Genomic DNA, 18,723 nt, shown 5'->3' with positions numbered 1-18,723 from the left:
GCCGACCGAGACAAACTGAGCGAGGAGCGCACGTGGGCCTTGTCGTGCAGAAGTACGGAGGCTCCTCCGTAGCCGATGCCGAAGGCATCAAGCGGGTCGCCAAGCGAATCGTCGACGCCAAGAAGAACGGCAACCAGGTGGTTGTCGTGGTGTCAGCGATGGGCGACACGACGGATGAGTTGATCGATCTCGCCGGGCAGGTATCCCCGATCCCTGCCGGGCGAGAATTCGACATGCTGCTGACCGCCGGAGAGCGGATCTCCATGGCCCTGCTGGCCATGGCGATCAAAAACCTGGGCCACGAGGCCCAGTCGTTCACGGGCAGTCAGGCCGGCGTCATCACCGACTCGGTCCACAACAAAGCCCGGATCATCGATGTGACCCCGGGACGGATCAGGACGGCGCTCGACGAGGGCAACATCGCCATCGTCGCCGGGTTCCAGGGCGTCAGCCAGGACAAGAAGGACATCACCACGCTCGGCCGTGGCGGGTCCGACACGACCGCCGTCGCCCTCGCCGCGGCCCTCGACGCCGAGGTGTGCGAGATCTACACCGACGTCGACGGCGTGTTCACCGCCGACCCGCGCGTCGTGAAGAAGGCGCGGAAGATCGACTGGATCTCCTTCGAGGACATGCTGGAGCTCGCCAGCTCCGGGTCCAAGGTGCTGCTCCACCGCTGTGTGGAGTACGCGCGCCGCTACAACATCCCGATCCACGTCCGCTCGTCCTTCTCGGGACTGCAGGGCACCTGGGTCAGCAACGAACCGCACATCGATCAAGGGGACCAGAAGGTGGAGCAGGCCATCATCTCCGGTGTCGCTCACGACACCTCCGAGGCGAAGATCACCGTCGTCGGTGTCCCGGACAAGCCCGGGGAGGCCGCGAACATCTTCCGGGCCATCGCGGACTCCCAGGTCAACATCGACATGATCGTGCAGAACGTGTCCGCGGCCTCGACCGGTCTGACGGACATCTCCTTCACTCTCCCGAAGACCGAGGGCCGCAAGGCCATCGACGCCCTGGAGAAGACGAAGACCGCGGTCGGCTTCGAGTCCCTGCGCTACGACGACCAGATCGCCAAGATCTCCCTCGTGGGCGCCGGTATGAAGACGAACCCGGGTGTCACGGCCGGGTTCTTCGAGGCGCTCAGCGACGCGGGCGTCAACATCGAGCTCATCTCGACCTCCGAGATCCGCATCTCGGTCGTCACGCGCGCAGACGATGTGAACGAGGCCGTGCGCGCCGTGCACACCGCCTTCGGACTCGACTCGGACTCCGACGAGGCCGTGGTCTACGGAGGCACCGGCCGCTGATGGCTCGGACCGACAGGCCGACACTCGCGGTCGTGGGAGCGACCGGGGCCGTCGGCGCGGTCATGCTCCAGATCCTTTCGCAGCACGCGGACATCTGGGGCGAGATCCGTCTGATCGCCTCCCCGCGCTCGGCCGGCCGCAAGCTGGCCGTGCGCGGGGAGGAGGTCGAGGTCATGGCCCTGAGTGAGGAAGCCTTCGACGGCGTCGACGTCGCGATGTTCGACGTACCCGACGAGATCTCCGCGCAGTGGGCGCCCGTCGCCGCCTCCAAGGGTGCGGTCGTCGTCGACAACTCGGCCGCCTTCCGCATGGACCCGGACGTGCCGCTCGTCGTGCCCGAGGTCAATCCGCATGCCGCGCGCGTGCGGCCCCGCGGCATCGTCGCCAACCCCAACTGCACGACCCTGTCGATGATCGTCGCCGTCGGGGCGCTGCATGCCGAGTTCGGGCTGCGCGAGCTGGTCGTCTCCAGCTATCAGGCCGTCAGCGGGGCCGGCCGCGCCGGTATCGACACCCTGCGCCAGCAGATGTCGCTCGTGGCCGGTACGGAGCTCGGGACGCACCCCGGCGACGTACGGCGCGCCGTCGGCGACAACACCGGCCCCTTCGCTGAGCCCGTGGCGCTCAACGTCGTGCCGTGGGCCGGGTCCCTGCGCGAGGACGGCTGGTCCTCCGAGGAGATGAAGGTGCGGGACGAGTCCCGCAAGATCCTCGGCCTGCCGGACCTCAAGGTCGCGGTGACGTGCGTACGCGTCCCCGTCGTCACCACGCACTCCCTCACCGTCCACGCCCGCTTCCAGAGCGAGGTCACGGTCGACAAGGCGCGCGAGATCCTGGCGACCGCGCCCGGGGTCGTGCTCTTCGACAACCCGGCCGCCGGTGAGTTCCCCACGCCCGCGGATGTGGTGGGCACCGACCCGACCTGGGTTGGCCGCGTCCGGCGCTCCCTCGACGACCCGGCCGGGCTCGAGTTCTTCGTGTGCGGGGACAATCTGCGCAAGGGTGCGGCCCTCAACACCGCGCAGATCGCCGAGCTGGTGGCCCAGGAGTTCCCGCCCGCCGCGTGAGTTCGGCCTCTTCACCGTCCGGAAACCGGACATGGTCTTCTTTTATCCGGCGCGCTTTATAGGATCCGTGAAGGACCGGTGGGCGATCGGTGGTCTAACCACTTGAACGCGCCGGTCCGCGCGCCCGAAGATTCGTCGAAGATCCCTCCCCGTTCCGTGCAACCGCGCACGGGACGGGGAGCGTCTTTGCGATCGCCTTTCGGGGGCGTAGGGCCTAGGGGCGCCAGGGGAAACTGGGGCATAGGGGAAGAGCGGGTACGCATGAGGGCACTTGACGCAGCGTCATGGATGATGCCTGCCGCAAACAGGACGCCTGCCGCGTACAACCCTGACGGGGGGAAGCGTGTCCAACAGGCGTGGCAGAGGTACTCGAATTCACAGCGGTTCAGGCGAGGGGTGCAGCCCTTCGCCCGCCCCGGCGTCCCCGGATGTCCGGTTCGTCCGGCGGCATGCCGGTGATCGCCCCCATGCCAGCAGCGCGGCCTGCCCGCATACCCGCTCAGCGCGAAGGCGCTGAGGAGACGATGGCAGCAGGCACCACAGTCGACCATCTGACCGAGACCTATCGCGCCCACTACCGGTCGCTCCTCGGTCTCGCGGCCCTGCTCCTGGACGACACGGCCTCCTGCGAGGACGTCGTGCAGGAGGCGTTCATCAGGGTCCACTCCGCGCGCAAGAGAGTGCGCGATCCCGAGAAGACGCTCGCGTATCTGCGACAGACGGTCGTGAACCTCTCGCGTTCCGCCCTGCGCCGCCGCATCCTCGGCCTGAAGCTTCTGACGAAGCCGATGCCCGACATGGCGAGCGCGGAGGAGGGCGCGTACGACCTGCTGGAGCGCGACGAGCTGAAGAAGGCGTTGCGCGGGCTCCAGCGCCGCCAGCGCGAGGTCCTCGTCCTGCGCTACTTCGCGGACATGACCGAGGCGCAGGTGGCGGACGCACTGGGCATCTCCCTCGGTTCCGTGAAGGCGTACGGATCCCGGGGCATAGCGGCGCTCCGCGTCGCCATGGAGGCCCCCGCATGAGCAGCGACAAGCACCGCAATGATCGGGATGAGCAGAACAGGCATGTGGGATCCGGGGATGAAACTGTGAATCACGGCCCCGGCCAGGACGACGACCTTTTCGGCGGTCCCGAGGATCCCTTCGGCCGCCCGGACTCCGCGGGCGGCCCGGACTCTCCCGACCCCCTGGACTCCCTCGGCGGTGACGAGCTGGCGCTGCGGCGCCTGTTGCACCAGGCCGTGGAGGAGATCGAGCCGAAGAACGGGACGCTCGACCATCTGCGTCGCGCCGTGCCCGCCCGGCGGGCCCGCAAGCGGCAGGCCGTCGTCGGTGTGGCGGCCGCGGCCCTGTTCATCGGCACGGCGATCCCCGCGCTCGTCCATGTGACGAGCCAGAGCGGGTCGAACGACCGGCCGTCCATCGCCGGCAGCAGCGAGGCGACGCGCGGCGGTACGGGTTCCGGGAAGGGGCCCGACGGCGGCGAGAGCGGCACGGGGAGCCCCTCGGGCAAGTCCAAGTCCAAGGACAAGGACGGCAAGAAGGGCAAGCCCGGTGACAAGGGCAAGGGCGCGGGCGGTGGTGCCACCGGCGGCCCTGATCCCGCGAGCACGGCGGCCGCGAGCTCCCCGGTCTGCGGGGCGACCGACCTCGGCAGCCCCTCGGCGAGCCTCGGCGCGGCCGACGCGAGTGGCAAGGTCTACGGTTCCTTCCGCGTCACGAACACCTCCCAGGCGAACTGCTCCGTGGACGCCCCCGGCGCCGTCTCCGTCCTCGCCCAGGGCGCTGCCGACCCGACCAAGGTCAACGTCGTCGATCACACGGCGGGCGACGCCGCGACCGGGCTGCCCGACCCGTCGACGGAGCCCAGCCAGCTGATCCTCGAACCGGGCATGTCGTACGAGGTCCGCTTCGCATGGGTCCCGTCCGCGGAGTGCCCGACCACGGGAGGCGGTGGCGACCCGTCGCCCAGCCCGACCCCGTCCGGCGGCACCACGGGCGACGCGACGGGCTCGAACCCGGACCAGAGCGGCCTGTCCACGCAGCTGGAGGCGGAGGGCCCCACGGCCGACGGCAGCGTCGCGGTCTCCCACACAGCGGAACCGGGCACGGCCTCGTCCAGCACGACGATCCCCAACGCGTGCGCGGGAACGGTGTACCGCACGGGGGTCTTGCCCGCGTCTTAGGGGCGGACCCGTTCATGCCGGTGCGGCGAGATACGAGGAGACGCGGGGAGGCGCTGGGGGCCTCCCCCTCCCGCCGCGACGGTGATCAGCCGCAGCGGTGATCAGCCGCGACGGCTCTTCCCGGCGGTGCGGACTAGCCTCGGGCCGTCTCGGGGCTCGCGGGCTCCGGGGAGTCTGCCGCGTCCCGGGCGTCCGGGGCCGTGCCGGTTGAATCGGATTCCGTGAGCCCCAGCGCAGCGTCCCGCTCGAACTCCGCCTCGCGGCGCAGCAGGCGGAACCACATGAAGATCACGAAGCCCGCGAAGACGAACCACTCGCCGGTGTAGCCCAGGTTCTGGAACGCCTTCAGGTCGAGACCGCTGCCCTGCGGCGCCGTCGCCGGTACCGCCGTCATCCCCGAGTCCGCCTTGTCGAGCGTGACCCACGCGTCGTAGACGTCGTACGGGACGAGGTTCACCAGGGACGCCGCGCTGATCGCGCCGAGCTGTCCGGCCGGCAGGCCCCCCGCGGCGGACGCCCCGCCCGAGCCCGGGCTCTCGGAGGCCTGGAGCGCACCGGTGACGGTGACCTCACCCCGGGGCGCCGCGGGAGCCTTCGCGGCGCTCGCCGCACCGGGCACCCACCCACGCACGACGGGCAGCGCCTTGCCGGCGCCCCCCTCCGTGCGCAGCAGCGTCACCACGTAGAAGCCGGTCCTGCCGTCGAGTTCACGGTCGGGGACCAGGAGCTGCTTGCCGTAGTGCCCGGTCGCGGCGGCCCGCTTGCCGGACGTCTTCTGGTCCACGGGCAGCAGGGAGCCGAGCGGCCGGGGCGCGGCCTTCTCGTTCGCCGTCGACTGCGCCGAGGCGTCCTTGTGGCCCTGCACCCGGTCCTCGAAGCGGCCGAGCTGCCAGGAGCCCATGAAGATGCAGAAGGGGATGGCGAGCACGACGAACACGTTGATCCCCCACCACCGGGGGGTCAGGAGGAACCGGTACACCCTCCCCACGGTACGGCTCCCGCACGAGGACCCGGGCCGCGGGGTGGGCCGGGTCCCGCGCGGGAGCACCGCCGTGTCCGTCAGCTCAGATGCCGCGCCGCGAAGTCCAGCTCCAGCCGCACCTGCTTGATCCGCTCCTCCACGACGAGTGAACCGTGTCCCGCGTCGTACCGGTACACCTCGTGCGTGGCGCCGCGCGCCACGAGCCGGTCCACATAGTTGTCGATCTGGCGGATCGGGCACCGCGGGTCGTTGACCCCCGCCGAGATGTAGACCGGGGCCTTCACCTCGTTCACGTACGTCAGCGGGGACGACGCGGTGAAGCGGTCGGGGACCTCTTCCGGGGTGCCGCCGAACAGCGTGCGGTCCAGCGCCTTGAGGGCCTCCATCTCGTCGTGGTACGCCGTGACGTAGTCCGCGACGGGCACGGCCGCGAGGCCCACCGCCCAGACGTCCGGCTGGGTGCCGACGCCGAGGAGCGTGAGGTACCCGCCCCACGAGCCGCCCGCGAGGACGAGCCGGTCCGGGTCGGCGAGCCCGGACGACACGGCCCACTCGCGGACCGCCGAGACGTCCTCCAGCTCGATGAGGCCGACGCGGTGCTTGAGCGCGTCCGTCCACTCGCGCCCGTATCCGGTCGAGCCCCGGTAGTTGACCCGGACCACGGCGTACCCGTGGTCCACCCAGGCCGCCGGTCCCGCCGCGAACGAGTCGCTGTCGTGCCAGGTCGGCCCCCCGTGCACCTCGAACACGGTGGGCAGCGGCCCCGTGGCCCCCGCCGGCTTCTGGACGAGGGCGTGGATGCGGCCGCCGGGCCCCTCGACCCACACGTCCTCCACCGGCACGGACAACGGCGCCCTGAGCCCGGGCGGATCGAGGACCACGCCGCCCGACGTGGACCGGACGACCGACGGCTCGGCGGCCGACGACCACAGGTACTCCACACTGCCGTCGGGCCGCGCCGTCGCCCCCGACACCGTGCCCGGCGGCGTCTCGACGCGGGTCGTCGCGCCCGAGCCGAACTCGTAACGCCACAGGTCGCTGCGGGCCTCGAAGCTGTGCGCGACCAGGAGCGCCGAGCCGTCCGGATACCACTCGGCGGAGACGTCACCGGGCAGGTCGAGGGCGAGATCGGTCTCCTCGCCCGACGCCACGTCCCACACCATCGGCTCCCAGCGCCCGCGCCGCTGATGCCCGACGAGGAGCCGGGTGTCCCCGTCCACCGGAGCGAAGCCCAGGACTTCCAGGCCCAGCTCCTGCGAGCCGCCCTTGGTGTCGTCGAGCTCGGCGACCGTCGTCCCGTCGGGCCGCACCACACGCAGCGCCGAGTGCATGGCGTCGCCGTGCTCCGTGTGCTCGATGGCGATGAGGGTGCCGTCATGCGAGAGGTCGCCGACGCCGGCCGACTCGCGGTGCCGGTAGATCTCCTGGGGCGCGCCGCCGCCGCGGACGACATGGATCGTCGTGCCGTCCTCGTCCGTGGAGCGGCCCACGACCGCCGTCGAGCCGTCCCTCCCGATGGCCAGGCCCGCCGGGTACGAGGCTTCGAGCCCGTCCACCGCGGGGACGTCGTCGCCCCCGCCGAAGGGCTGGCGCAGCCACACCCCGAACTCGTCCCCGTCCTTGTCGCTGAACCACCAGATCCACTCGCCGTCGGGGGACAGGACGCCGTCCGTCGTCCCGTTCGGCCGGTCCGTCGCTCTGCGCTGCTCGCCCGTCGCCCTGTCCCACGCGTACAGCTCGTACGTCCCCGTCGCGTTCGACACGAACAGGGAGCGGTCCGGCGCGTCCTCCGCCCAGTCGGGCAGGGACACCCGCGGCGCACGGAAGCGCTTCTCCCAGTCCGGCATGGATCCGCCGCCCGCCCCCCGAGGGGCCCCGTTGCTCTCAGTCATGGCCCCATAGTGCCTCCACCGGCCGACAATCCGCCGGCGAGGTTCCCCAGCCTGTGGATAACTTCCCGGCCGTGTACTCCCTCAGGGCGACAACGGCGACGAAGACCTGACCCGTCACACGGGCGGCTCGGCAGGGGCCGGGCCGAGGGTCGTGGTGCCGGGCGCGGCGCGGTGTCCGAGGCCCGTGCGGTACGTGTCGAGGGCGGCGTCGATACGGCCCGTGCGGCGGTAGAGGTCGCCGAGCAGGCGGCACAGGTCGGCGAGGTCGCCCGCCGCGCCCGCCCGTTCGAGCAGGCTCAGCGCGGTGACATAGTGCTCCTCCGCGGCCTCGGCCGCCGCCGTTTCCTCGGGGGTGCCCGCGGCCTCCGACTCCTCCGCGATGATGCCGAGCAGCCGGTGCGCGCCCGCCGCGTGGACGGCGCCGCGCTCCGGATTCAGGTCGCCGAGCAGGGCCCGCAGCAGCGCGGCCGCCTCGTCGCTGCTGCCCCTGCGGCGCAATACGTCGGCCAGCTCCACCTCGACCTGCGTCGTGTAGAGCACCGCCCGCTTGGCCGACAGCATGTCGCGCGCGGTCCTCAACTCCCTTTCCGCATCGGCGAGTCGGCCGTCCTGGGCGTGGACGTAACCGCGCATCCAGTGGCAGTGCGCGAGTTCGGTGCGGATCTGGAGCCGCTGGTACAGCTCGGCGGCCTTGCTCAGGGACGCGTCGGCCTCCGCGGCGCGGCCCTCGGCGAGCAGTGTGCGGGCCACCGAGCGGTGCATCTTGGCGACGAGCACGGGGTCCCCGGCCTGCGGGGCCAGCGACAGCGCGAGCTCGGCGGCCTGCGCGGCGCGCGCGTGGGCGCCCATGTCCATGTACGGGGCGATGGTCGCCGTGTAGAGCAGCAGCAGGGCGTCCGGATCGTGCAGGCCGCTGGTGTTCAGCTCGTCGAGCGCGGACTCCAGGAGGTAGCACGCGTACCGCAGTTCTCCCGAGAGGTAGTGCGCGACGGCACGCGCGCGTACGACGGGGGCGCGCTGGGGGAGTGGCGCGCCGGCCGCGACGAGCAGCGCCTCGGCGGCTTCGAAGTGGCGGTGGGCTTCGGGAAGTTCGCCGGTCTCCAGGGCGCACTCGCCGAGGCCGAGTTCGGCGGCGGCCTGTTCGGTGGCGAGGCCGTGCCGTTCCGCTTCGGCGCGCACCTTCTCGTACAGGACGGCGGCCTCCTCGGCGGCGCCCGTCGTGAGCCCGCGCTGGGCCTCGGTGAGGCGCATGCGCAGCCGGGTGGCGAGGTGGGCGGGCTGCCCTGTCGTGAGCTCCTCGTACGTCACGCCGAGCCGCTCGGCGACGTGCCGCAGGGCGGCCTCGGAGGGGCGGACGCGGCCCGCTTCCAGGGTGGAGATGTAGGCGGGCGTGTAGGCGGGCTCGGCGACCTGACGCTGAGTCAAGCCACGTTCGGTGCGCAGGCGGAGGACGCGGCGGCCTATGGGTTCGTCGGCCGGCCCGGTCGACTCGGCGGGCTCGGCGTCGGGTACGAGGCCCGGTTCTGCGTCCGGTACGGGGCCGGGGCCACCCGCCTCCGGGGTGCTGTCGTGCGTCATCGTGCGGCGCGCCGCCCTTCCTGTCCCGCTCCGTGGTCCCGCTCCCGCAACTGTCGCTCGCCGCAGGGCACTTGAGTCTCACCTCTTGTCAGCCGTCACGCCACCCCCTAGGTTGATCAACCGATTAAGTCTGATTAACCCAGCACTTATGTCTCCTACTTGAGTACCCGAGGTCCTCGTGCCGATACCCAAGTCCCCGCGTCGTCCCCTGCCCGCCGCGCTCCTCGCCGGTGTACTCGCGGCCGCCGCCCTCGGTGGCGCGGGCCTCGCCGGTCACGCCGACGCCGCCGAAGCCGCGGGCGGGTCCGACACGGGGACCCGTACGGTCGAGTACTTCGCCGACTCCCACGGAGAGGGCCGGCACGTCCAGGTCCCCGCAGCCGTACCGGCGGAGATCCGCAAGGAGAAGCGCGCGCCCGCGACCGCCGCCCCGGACGGCGAGGTCACCGCGCTGCAGAAGACGGGCCCGTCAGAGGGTCGCCTCGACCTCGTGATCATGGGCGACGGCTATACGGCGGACCAGCAGGAGGACTTCAGGCAGGACGCCGAGTCCAAGCTCGCCTCGATCTTCGCGATCGAGCCGTACAAGAGCTACAAGGGCCTCTTCAACTTCTGGCTCGTCAACACGGTCTCGAACGAATCGGGTGTCTCCGGAGACCCCACCCAGGACGTCGTCAAGGACACCGCGCTCAGTAGTTACTTCTTCTGCGACGACGTCGAGCGGCTGCTCTGCATCGACGAGAAGAAGGTCGACTCGTACGCGCAGCAGGCCCCGGACTCCGACATCGTCTTCGTCGTCTCGAACGCCACGAAGTACGGCGGCGCCGGTTACAGCGGCGTCCAGTCGACCGCCGGGCACACCGGCATCGCCACGATGTCCTCCGACAACGACCGCTCGTACCTGATCGGTGCCCACGAACTGGGCCACTCCATAGGCCTGCTGGCCGACGAGTACCAGTACGCGGGTTACGGCAGGTACCCCGGCGCGGAGCCCGTCGAGCCCAACACCAGCATCCTGACGGCGGACGGCATGTCCGGCGCCAAGGCCAAGTGGTACCGCTGGCTCGGCGAGAGCGACCCGGCGGGTGGGACCGTGGGCGCGTACGAGGGCGGCGGCTACTACGAGTACGGGATCTACCGCCCGACCCAGAACTCGATCATGCGCGCCCTGGACACCGAGCAGTTCAACCTCGTGGGCCGCGAGGCGATGATCGCCGGCTTCTACCGCGACGCCGACGTGCTCACGGCCCGCACCCCCACCACCCGCACCATGCGCCCCCAGGACCGCATCCGCGTGGACCTCGCACCGCTCGCCAAGGGTCTGTCCGACGTGCGCGTGCACTGGTACGTCGACGGGGTCGAGGTGCGCCGCGCCGCCGCCGAGCGCACCGTCACCGGCAAGGAGCTCGGCGCGCGCAAGGGCACGCACACCGTCACCGCGACCGCCGTCGACAACAGCGCGTCGCTACGGGACCCGGCCGCGATCCGGGCGGCGTCCAACAGCGTCAGCTGGACGGTGAAGACGGGCAAGTGACGGCCGCGCGCGTGGGGGCCGGTTCAGCGGCCGGTCTCGCCCTGCGCGACCTCCACGCCCGCGTGCAGGTCGTGGGCCGCGTCGGCGACCGCGCCGGCCGAGAGCGCCGCGCACACCAGGAGCGCGGCGGCCAGCGCGCGACGCAGCGCCCTGCGCGGACGGGCCGCCGCCGCACTCGTGGTCAGCAGGGCGGTGACGCGGCGTGGCACAGGACCCGCCGTGACGGCGAGCGCCGTACGGGGCCGTGACCCGGCCCCCGGGGCGCGGGCCGCGGCGAGGGCGGCCCGGCCGATCGCCCGCGCGGTCAGCGCCCGGTCGCCCGTCGCGGTGGCGGCGGACTCGTCCGCCCAGCGCTCGAGCGCGTAGGCGAGCGGTTCGCGCAGTCCGCGCAGCATCGGGTGCAGGGTGACGGCCAGTTCGGCCGTCGCGAGGAACAGATGGTGGCGGCCCGCGAGGTGCGCGCGCTCGTGTGCGAAGAGCACCTCGCGCTCCCGCGCGTCGAGGGCCCGCAGCATCCCCGTCGTCACGACGATCCGGTCCGGACGCCCCGGAAGGGCGTAGGCGTACGGGAGTTCGTCCGGGCGTACGGAGAGTTCGTCGGCGGCGGACCCGGCGCGGGCCGCCCGCATCTCGCGCCGCTGCCGCAGCCCCGTACGGACCAGCGCGAACGCGCCCGCCGCCAGCGCGAGCGCGGCGAGGACCGACGCGGGAACGAGCACCGGGGAGCCGTCGCCGAGGAGCGGTGGCGACAGATGCCCGAGGGCGGCCACGGGAGGCAGCCGCAGCGCCCCGGCGGAGGCCAGGAGGCCGAGCGCGGCCGTGCTGGATCCGGCGAGGACGACGGAGAAGCCCGCCAGCGTCCAGGCCGCCGCGCGGGGCGGCAGCCACTCGGCGGCGCGGCGCGCGGCGGGCACGGCGAGCAGCGGCATGAGCAGCGGGATCCAGACGGCGAAGATCATCGGCCGGTACCTCCGCGGTCGTCGTCCGCACCGCCCTCGGCGCCGCTGTCGGCTCCGCCCTCGAGCAGCGTGCGCAGCATCTGCTCGTCCTCGGTGCTCAGCTCGGAGACGAATCGGGCCAGGACCGTGCCGCGGTCCTCGTCCTTGTCGAGCTCGGCGTGCATGCGGCGGGCCGTGAGCCCGTGCGAGTCCTGGGCGGGCCGGTACGCGTAGCCGCGGCCCGCGCGGTCACGGGTGACCGTCCCCTTGGCGTGGAGCCGGGTCAGGATCGTGGTCACGGTGGTGCGGGCCAGGCCGTCGGCGAGCGCCCGCTGCACCTCGCCCGGGGTGAGCGGTGTCTCGGCGGCCCAGAGCGCGGCGAGGACGCTCGCCTCGAGCTCGCCCGCGGGACGCCGTTCCTGCTCCTCGGCCATGGGAACGATCCTCCGCTCTTCTTCGTCTACAGTTGAGTAGACCGTCTACATGACTGTAGTCATACAGTCGGTGCGCCGACTCGCGGCCGCCGTTCAGCCCATTATGAGACGACTGAGAGAGGAGCGGCCCCATGGCCGTAGACGTCCTCGCCGCCGCCCAAGCGGTGAACGTGCTGGACGCGGGTTCCCTCCTGGGCGCCTTCGGCGCCCTCGGCGTGGCCGTCGTCCTGTTCGCGGAGACCGGACTGCTCGTCGGGTTCTTCCTGCCGGGCGACTCGCTGCTCTTCACGGCCGGCCTGCTGTGCGCCGGCGGCCCGCACGGGCCCGTCCACCTCTCACTGTCGCAGGTCCTGGCCGCCGCCGTCGTGGGCGCGCTGGCCGGGGCGCAGGCGGGGTACTGGATCGGGCGGCGCGGCGGCCGCGCGCTCCTCGCCCGCAGCAGAGCCAAGCGGCTGCACGAGGGGGCGGCCCGCGCCGAGGAGCTGCTCGATCGGTACGGGCATGCCAAGGCGATCGTCCTGGCCCGCTTCGTCCCCGTCGTCCGTACGGTGCTCAACCCGCTGGCCGGAGCGCTCGGGGTGCCGGCGCGGGTCTTCACGGTGTGGCAGATCGTCGGCGGCCTCGTCTGGACGGTCGGCCTGGTCCTCGCGGGCTACGGACTCGGCTCGTCGGTACCGAACGTCGACCGTTACCTCCTGCCGATCGTCGCCCTCGTCGTCATCGTCTCCCTGATCCCGCTGGCCCTGGAGGTGGGGCGCTCCCGCGCCAGGTCACGCGAGCGCCGCGCCGCGGAGGAGGGCACATCATGACCGCACCTCTCGCCTTCGGCGGCGCGTCCGTGGACGGCGGTCTCTACACGTGGGTGACCGACCTGGCGCACAGCACTCCGCACGCGGTGAACGCCGTCGTGTCCGGCTGGTCGGACTACGGGCTCGCGCTCTTCGCCGTGCTGATGATCGCGGCGTGGTGGCGCGCGAGAGGCGAGGGCGGCGTCCGGATGGCCCGGGTCCTCGCGTCCCCGGTCATCGTCGTGGTCGCCTACGCCGCGAACTCCGCACTCAAGTCGGTCGTCGACGAACAGCGCCCGTGCCGCACGCTCCACATGGCCACCGTGGAGGCGTGCCCGGCACTCGGGGACTGGTCGTTCCCCAGCAACCACGCGGTGATCGCCGCCGCGGCGGCCGTCACGCTGCTGCTCGCCGACCGCCGGATCGGCCTGATCGCGGTCCCGGCGGCGGTCCTCATGGGCGCCTCCCGGGTGTGGATCGGCGTGCACTACCCGCACGACGTGGCGGTGGGCCTGGCCGTGGGCGCCACCCTGGCCCTCCTGCTCACCCCACTCGCGACCCGGGCCGCCCCACAGGTGGACCGCCTGAGAACGACCCGCCTACGGCCCCTGCTGTCGACACGGTGACGGGGAGGGGCGCGACGAAACAGGGCAGCGCCCCATACCCGTAGACGTAGACCCGCCCGAGGACCGGAATCCTTAAGGCCGGAACCCCGCGGGCCTGCATACGGCGGACGCCGCCCTGCTGATGTCGTTGCCGGCGGAGTTACTCCCCGGCGACCTCGATCCGCCCGTTGTTCTCCGCGGCTGACGCGGAACCGGCCGCGGACACAGGAGCAGGCACCTGCCCCTTGGCCGAAGCCCCCGACCCCGACGTGAGCCCCTTCAGGAGCGACGCCAGGTCGACCCCGGTGGTGGAACTGAGGAGTTCGACGCCCTGAGCGACGTTGTCGGCGACCGTACGCGACAGCTGGCTCGCGCCGTCCGTCGAGATCACCGTCATCTTGTCCACGGCGCTCAGCGGCTCGGACGCCTTCGCGACGACGCTCGGCAGCACCTCGACGACCATCTGGAGCACCGCGGCGTCGCCGTACCGTGCGAACGCGTCGGCCTTCTTGTGCATGGCCTCCGCCTCGGCCGCACCCTTCGCGCCGATCGCGGCCGCCTCGGCCTCACCCTCAAGGCGGACGGCGTCGGCGAGCGCCGCACGGTGCGCCTTCTCTCCCTCACCGGTCAACCGCGCCCGCTCGGCGTCGGCCTCTGGCCTGCTTGACCAGTCCGATGCGGCGGGCCTCCGCCTCCTGCTCGGCCCGGTAGCGAGCGGCGTCGGCCGGCTTACGGACCTGGGTGTCCAGCTCGCGGTCGGTCAGGGCGGCCTGGTGCTGGGCGACCTTCTCCTGCTCGGCGAGCACCTCCTGCCGGCGCGCGGCCTCGGCCAGCGGACCGGCGGCCCCCGCACGCGCCGCGGCCTCGTCGGTCTCGGCCTTGATCTCGGCCTGCTTCAGGTAGAAGGTCCGCTGCGCGATGGCGATCTCTTCCTCCGCCTTCAGACGGGCCTGCTCGGCGGCGCGCCGCGCGACCGCCTCGGCGATGTCGGCCTCCTGCTTGGCGCGGGCGGCCTCGGGCCGGCCGAGGTCCTCCAGGTACGAGCCCTCGGTGGTGATGTCCTGGATCTGGAAGGCGTCGAGGACGAGGCCCTGCCCGGACAGGCTGGCCTCCGCCTCCTCGGCGACCTGCCCGGCGAACGCGGCCCGGTCACGGATGATGTCCTCGACCGACATCCGGCCGACGATGGAGCGCAGGGCGCCCGAGAGCACCTCCTGCGTGAAGCCGACGATGCCGCCCTGCTGGGCGAGGAAGCGCTGGGCCGCGGCCCGGATCGAGTCCTCGGTGCCGCCGACCTTGACGATGGCGACGCCCTCGAGGTTGGCCTTCACGCCGCGCAGCGTGACCGCGCCGCGCACGGCGATGGGGATGTGCCGCGACGACAGGTCGAGGGTGAACTTCTGCTGGACGAACGGGACGACGAAGACGCCGCCGCCGACCACGACCTTCTGGCCGCTGTTGTCGGTGAACACCCGGCCGGTCTCCGGGTCGGTGGCCTTCTTGCCGCGCCGCCCGGTGACGATGAACGCCTCGCTGGGCCCGGCCACCTTGTAGCGGGTCACGACGACGAGTGCGAGCAGCACGACGAGTACGACGACTCCGATGACGGAGATGAGCACTGGACTCATGGTGATTCCCCCCTCCTGCCCCCTGGGGGACGGGTGGATCGATTACGTATGGATGGCCCCGGCGGCTACGTGTGGACGGCTCCACGCATGGCGCCGGCCGACCGGGTGCGGACGGCGGTGACGCTCAGCGTTGGACGGGCCGCACGGCGACCGACGTGGGCGAGAGCGACTCCTCGACCCAGATCTCGCTGCCCCGCGCCATGGCCGTCGCCCCCGCGCTCTTCGCCGCGAGCTTCACCGGCTGCCCGGCGAGCCGCAGCAGCACCTCGCCGTAGCCGTCCGCCGGGATCGCCGTGACGACGGAACCCGCCGTGCCGACGAGGTCGTCGCCGCGCGGGGCGGCCCCGTCCTGATCGCGCATCAGGGCCCGGCTCAGCCGCCAGGTCAGCCACCCGGCAGCGACGCCCGCGCCGGCCCCCACGGCGGTGGCGGGCCCGGCCCCGAGGCCGGTGGTGCCGAGCACGAGCGCGCCCCCGAAGCCGAGCATCGAGACGAACCCGGCGACGACCGGCAGCGAGAGCAGCCCGTCGAAGAGCCCGTCGAGGAATCCGGCGCCGCCGAAGAGCCCTTCGAGCACGCCGTCGAAGACGAGAGCGAGCGCCAGCAGAACGAGCCCCGCGATGCCGAGCCCCAGAAAAACCGTCACCGCATCCCCCTTCCGGCCGTACCCGTACCGGCCGCCCCCTTCGGTGATGGCCACATCCTCGCACCACGAACGGAGCGCGCGCATTGCCATATCCCGGCAATCTTTACTGTTCGTTGATGCCGGGTTTTGCCTCCCTTTGCGAGGCCGTTGCGGGAACTTTCGCCACTGCACCGGGCCGTTGGTCACGCCGGGTGACGTATGACCGAGGCGAAGGGCCGGCGCGTACTGCTGCGCCCGGTGCCGCGCAGCGCCGGCTTGCTGCGGGTGGCGGTGTCGTACCCGTCGGCGGTGGCGGAGGCCCGCACGACGACGCGGCGATGCTTCTCCTGCGCCACCGCCACGAAGATCCGTCCGGCACCGCGCCACCATTCGTGCCCTCCGCCCGTCATAATCCGCGCCACGAATTGCCGACGGTTTTCGGCACAGGCAGCCGTGTACAACAGAACTCGGCCGCCCTATTCCGCCGTAATCCCCATAAATCGCGGTCCGTCGGATGCGTGCCGTTAAAGCCGTTACCTGGGCGGGGCGAGTCCGTTGAACCGGTATGCGGACGCGTTCTTGCGGCCGTATCCGTCCAGCAAGAGGAGAACGTGATGTCTCGCATCGCGAAGGCCGCCGCTGTCGCGCTCGGCACCGGCGCCGTGATGATCAGCGGTGCCGGCCTGGCCATGGCCGACGCCGGCGCCCAGGGTGAGGCTGCCGGTTCGCCCGGCGTCGTCTCGGGCGACGCCGTCCAGGTCCCGGTCCACGTCCCGGTCAACGTCTGCGGCGACACCGTGGACGTCATCGGTCTGCTGAACCCGGCCTTCGGCAACGCCTGCGCCATCGTTGGGGGCCACGACGGGGGCCACGACGGGGGTCACGACGGCGGCTACGGCGGCTGACACCCCGACAAAGGCCCCCGGTGCGGATGCGCGGGGGCCTTTTCTCATGAGTGACGCGGATTATGCGTACCGATACAAATGCTCGTGCTCGATCACCGAACTCGGCTTCGCTTTCCAGGGCGGCATCGGTTCGTCAAGAGTCACGACACGCCCCGTCCCCGTCGCCCCTCCGGCCGGCAAATAGGGGGCCGAGTCGGGGTATTTCCGGTGCCAGCGTGACCAGAGCAGATCGACGAACGCGTGGTTGAACCAGAAGACCGGATCGTTCACGGAGTCCGCCCCGAGCATGTGCCCGCCGACCCACCGGTGTACCCGGTTGTGGTTACGGAACTTGGCGTTCCCCACCCCCGACGTCCAGCCCTCGACCTTGTTGCGGAACCCGCGCGATGACGTCGAGTTCCACGGCGCGGAGTCGTACAGCGAATCCCGCATCGCCCAGGCCAGTTCGTCCTTCGTGGGCAGCTTGATCGGATCGTGGGGGCGGCCGAAGTCCCGGGTCAGGAACTCACCCTCAGCCACGCCCTCCTTGATGGGCCAGTGCCCGCTCCCGTAGGCGAAAGGGCCCGTCATCACCCTTCGGTCGGAGCGTCGGCCGTTCCCGCCGAGGAATCCCTCGCCCCACAGCGACGACGTCGGGGAGCGGTCCACCGTCCAGTCCCAGTAGGGGACGGAGACTCCGGGATCCACTCGCTGCAGCGCGCCTTCGAACTCGAGGAGGAACTGCCGGTGCCAGGGCAGAAATGTCGGCGCCATGTGCGCGACCCGCCGCTCGCCGTCACCGTCACCGGCGTAGAACTCCATGTGCATGCGCACGAATTCGTCGTACTGCCCCTTGCGTTTGACCGCGAGCAGCGCGGACACGAACCGCTTCTTCTGCGCCGCAGTGAGCGCGTTCTGGTTCTGCCGCGTGTAGACCAACGCCGTCCCCCTCCTTTCAACTTCGGCTGTGCCGCGGCGCTCGGAGTGCGCGCCGGCGCAGCATCTGGTCGCCGAGCTCGTCCACGGCCCCCCTCGCCGCGGCCTGGGGGGTGGGATACGACTGGTAGTGGTCGACCATGGTCAGATAACTGCCGTCGGCGCGGCGCATCAGATGCAGCGGCCGGCCGTCCACCGTGACGTCCCAGCGCCCGGACCGCTGCCCGATGTGCGCGCGCATCATCGAGCCCTGCCCTCGCGTCCCGCGGATGTGACGGCCGCGGTAGGTCTCCTCGAAGTCCACGCCGGCCGCGTCCTTCAGGTCGTCCTGCTGGCGGAAGGCCCGGCCGACGAGGGCGGCGGCCGGCACGGCGGCGGCGGCGAGTGCGACCCCGATCAGCCGCCGCATCACGGTCCGGCGCGTCACGAGCCCCCGGCCGGCGGGACCGAGACCGACAGGCGGGGTACCGGCTTCCACTGGCGTCTCCTCTTCCGGACCTCAGGATCTCCGCGTGCGGGTCACGCGATGTCGAGCGCCGCTCCCGGCGCCGTCGTCAGAAGCGGCGTGACGAGAGCGGCCTCGGGCGGTGCCACGTCCGGCAGCCCGAACCGGTCGCCGATCGGGCCGGTGAGCGGCGGGTTCACCGACGCCCCGGGGGTGGCCGTCCGCACGTCGGATCCCGCGGTGGTCAGGCCCAGGTGATCGATCTTGTGATCTCCCGTCACCTGGGAAAGCGGCGCCTTGACCCGCGTGTCGGGCAGCTCGCTGCTGAGCGGAACCGCCGGCAGCAGCGGCTCGGGAAGCATCCGCCCGGCCACGAAGCGCGGGGCGTCGTGCCTGCCCGGCAGCGGGATCGGCGCCCCGGTCGACAGCTCGGGCGCCTTCACGTGCAACGCGTTCTCCACACCGTTCAGCGGAACCGCTACGGGCACCTGCTCGCCCGCGGCGGCGGGAGCGGCGCCCGCGCCCACGGCGGCGAGGCAGCCGGCCAGTACAGCGAGCGTCCCTCTGGCAGTTGACTTCATGTCGGACACGGATCCTTTCGGGCTTCGCGGTACTTGTTCACCGCGAAAGGAGTAACGACCGGGCAGGTGGTATCAGTGCAAAATTCCCCCGCCCGGTGTATTCGGCCGATGTGTGTATCAGGTGGTCCAGAAGTCCCACCAGCGGGTCAGGATCAGCATCCCGATGATCCCGACGTGCAGCACAGGCAGGACCCACGTGAACTCAACGAAGAACGACCGCAGCCACGTCGGCGCGGGCAGGAACCCGTTGCGCACGTTGAACGAGGTCACGTACCAGAACATGACGATCGTGGCGACCCACGCCA

General features: G+C 71.7%; 18 protein-coding genes and 2 pseudogenes. 8 read left to right on the top strand and 12 right to left on the bottom strand.

Translation table 11 applies throughout. From position 1 onward, the window contains the following. The first annotated feature begins 32 nt into the window (after positions 1–32). From ACWFR4_RS42395 to ACWFR4_RS42380, 4 genes are all read left to right on the top strand, one after another. Complete coding sequence (locus tag ACWFR4_RS42395) at positions 33–1,313, top strand: aspartate kinase (protein WP_453466516.1); 1,281 nt, start codon at positions 33–35, stop codon at positions 1,311–1,313. Further along, positions 1,313–2,380 (top strand): aspartate-semialdehyde dehydrogenase, encoded by a 1,068-nt coding sequence (locus ACWFR4_RS42390; protein ID WP_453656846.1) that lies wholly within the window; start codon positions 1,313–1,315, stop codon positions 2,378–2,380. Before ACWFR4_RS42395 ends, ACWFR4_RS42390 begins: the two co-directional genes overlap by 1 nt. Before the next feature lie 356 nt (positions 2,381–2,736). Next, positions 2,737–3,405, top strand: coding sequence for a SigE family RNA polymerase sigma factor (locus ACWFR4_RS42385; RefSeq protein ID WP_453469127.1), 669 nt, complete (start codon positions 2,737–2,739; stop codon positions 3,403–3,405). Positions 3,406–3,470: 65 nt separating this feature from the next. Next, positions 3,471–4,568 carry a hypothetical protein gene (locus ACWFR4_RS42380; RefSeq protein ID WP_453469128.1) on the top strand — a complete coding sequence of 366 codons (1,098 nt, stop codon included), beginning with the start codon at positions 3,471–3,473 and terminating at the stop codon, positions 4,566–4,568. A gap of 133 nt (positions 4,569–4,701) precedes the next feature. On the opposite strand, the gene ACWFR4_RS42375 is transcribed toward ACWFR4_RS42380, so the two are convergent. The 3 genes from ACWFR4_RS42375 to ACWFR4_RS42365 form a co-directional block, all read right to left on the bottom strand. Then, positions 4,702–5,547: an SURF1 family protein gene (locus tag ACWFR4_RS42375; RefSeq protein WP_453656845.1), complete on the bottom strand. Its 846-nt coding sequence runs from the start codon at positions 5,545–5,547 to the stop codon at positions 4,702–4,704. Between the two features lie 80 nt (positions 5,548–5,627). Further along, positions 5,628–7,442: a prolyl oligopeptidase family serine peptidase gene (locus ACWFR4_RS42370; protein WP_453656844.1), complete on the bottom strand. Its 1,815-nt coding sequence runs from the start codon at positions 7,440–7,442 to the stop codon at positions 5,628–5,630. Positions 7,443–7,556: 114 nt separating this feature from the next. Continuing rightward, a complete protein-coding gene (locus ACWFR4_RS42365; RefSeq protein ID WP_453656843.1) occupies positions 7,557–9,020 on the bottom strand; it encodes a helix-turn-helix domain-containing protein in 1,464 nt (487 codons plus the stop codon). A 178-nt stretch (positions 9,021–9,198) separates the two neighbouring features. Here ACWFR4_RS42365 and ACWFR4_RS42360 point away from each other — a divergent pair, with 178 nt between their 5' ends. After that, on the top strand, positions 9,199–10,554 hold the full coding sequence (locus ACWFR4_RS42360) for a M64 family metallopeptidase (RefSeq protein ID WP_453656842.1): 1,356 nt from the start codon (positions 9,199–9,201) through the stop codon (positions 10,552–10,554). 23 nt (positions 10,555–10,577) lie between these two features. Here ACWFR4_RS42360 and ACWFR4_RS42355 read toward each other — a convergent pair whose 3' ends face one another. Then, positions 10,578–11,513 carry a M56 family metallopeptidase gene (locus tag ACWFR4_RS42355; RefSeq protein ID WP_453467636.1) on the bottom strand — a complete coding sequence of 312 codons (936 nt, stop codon included), beginning with the start codon at positions 11,511–11,513 and terminating at the stop codon, positions 10,578–10,580. Beyond that, positions 11,510–11,926: a BlaI/MecI/CopY family transcriptional regulator gene (locus ACWFR4_RS42350; protein WP_453467638.1), complete on the bottom strand. Its 417-nt coding sequence runs from the start codon at positions 11,924–11,926 to the stop codon at positions 11,510–11,512. Before ACWFR4_RS42350 ends, ACWFR4_RS42355 begins: the two co-directional genes overlap by 4 nt. A 131-nt stretch (positions 11,927–12,057) precedes the next feature. Here ACWFR4_RS42350 and ACWFR4_RS42345 point away from each other — a divergent pair, with 131 nt between their 5' ends. Continuing rightward, positions 12,058–12,735, top strand: a complete 678-nt coding sequence (locus ACWFR4_RS42345) for a DedA family protein (protein WP_453656841.1) — start codon at positions 12,058–12,060, stop codon at positions 12,733–12,735. Beyond that, positions 12,732–13,340, top strand: coding sequence for a phosphatase PAP2 family protein (locus ACWFR4_RS42340; RefSeq protein WP_453467642.1), 609 nt, complete (start codon positions 12,732–12,734; stop codon positions 13,338–13,340). The genes ACWFR4_RS42345 and ACWFR4_RS42340 overlap by 4 nt, the downstream gene beginning before the upstream one ends. A gap of 139 nt (positions 13,341–13,479) precedes the next feature. Here the strand turns inward: ACWFR4_RS42340 and ACWFR4_RS42335 are convergent. The 3 genes and pseudogenes from ACWFR4_RS42335 to ACWFR4_RS42325 all read right to left on the bottom strand — a co-directional run bounded on the left by ACWFR4_RS42335 (position 13,480) and on the right by ACWFR4_RS42325 (position 15,928). Continuing rightward, positions 13,480–14,947, bottom strand: a pseudogene (locus tag ACWFR4_RS42335) (flotillin family protein). Positions 14,948–15,071: 124 nt separating this feature from the next. After that, a complete protein-coding gene (locus tag ACWFR4_RS42330; RefSeq protein WP_453467646.1) occupies positions 15,072–15,593 on the bottom strand; it encodes a hypothetical protein in 522 nt (173 codons plus the stop codon). Positions 15,594–15,775: 182 nt separating this feature from the next. Continuing rightward, positions 15,776–15,928 carry a hypothetical protein gene (locus ACWFR4_RS42325; RefSeq protein ID WP_453467655.1) on the bottom strand — a complete coding sequence of 51 codons (153 nt, stop codon included), beginning with the start codon at positions 15,926–15,928 and terminating at the stop codon, positions 15,776–15,778. A gap of 258 nt (positions 15,929–16,186) precedes the next feature. Here ACWFR4_RS42325 and ACWFR4_RS42320 point away from each other — a divergent pair, with 258 nt between their 5' ends. Next, on the top strand, positions 16,187–16,477 hold the full coding sequence (locus tag ACWFR4_RS42320; RefSeq protein ID WP_453467648.1) for a chaplin: 291 nt from the start codon (positions 16,187–16,189) through the stop codon (positions 16,475–16,477). 60 nt (positions 16,478–16,537) lie between these two features. On the opposite strand, the gene ACWFR4_RS42315 is transcribed toward ACWFR4_RS42320, so the two are convergent. The 4 genes and pseudogenes from ACWFR4_RS42315 to ACWFR4_RS42300 all read right to left on the bottom strand — a co-directional run. Continuing rightward, the gene (locus ACWFR4_RS42315; protein ID WP_453656840.1) at positions 16,538–17,395 is read right to left on the bottom strand and encodes a tyrosinase family protein; all 858 of its coding nucleotides are present in this window, start codon (positions 17,393–17,395) and stop codon (positions 16,538–16,540) included. A gap of 16 nt (positions 17,396–17,411) precedes the next feature. Then, a complete protein-coding gene (locus ACWFR4_RS42310; RefSeq protein ID WP_453656839.1) occupies positions 17,412–17,870 on the bottom strand; it encodes a tyrosinase family oxidase copper chaperone in 459 nt (152 codons plus the stop codon). Between the two features lie 41 nt (positions 17,871–17,911). Then, entirely contained in the window at positions 17,912–18,418 is a 507-nt protein-coding gene (locus ACWFR4_RS42305) for a hypothetical protein (RefSeq protein ID WP_453467653.1), read from the bottom strand. A gap of 117 nt (positions 18,419–18,535) precedes the next feature. Then, a pseudogene (locus ACWFR4_RS42300) lies at positions 18,536–18,723 on the bottom strand (vitamin K epoxide reductase family protein); the annotation flags it as partial.

This window comes from Streptomyces sp. NPDC055140, from assembly GCF_053607285.1.
The sequence above is the reverse complement of the archived record's forward strand: the minus strand, read 5'-3'. Positions and strand labels throughout refer to the sequence as shown.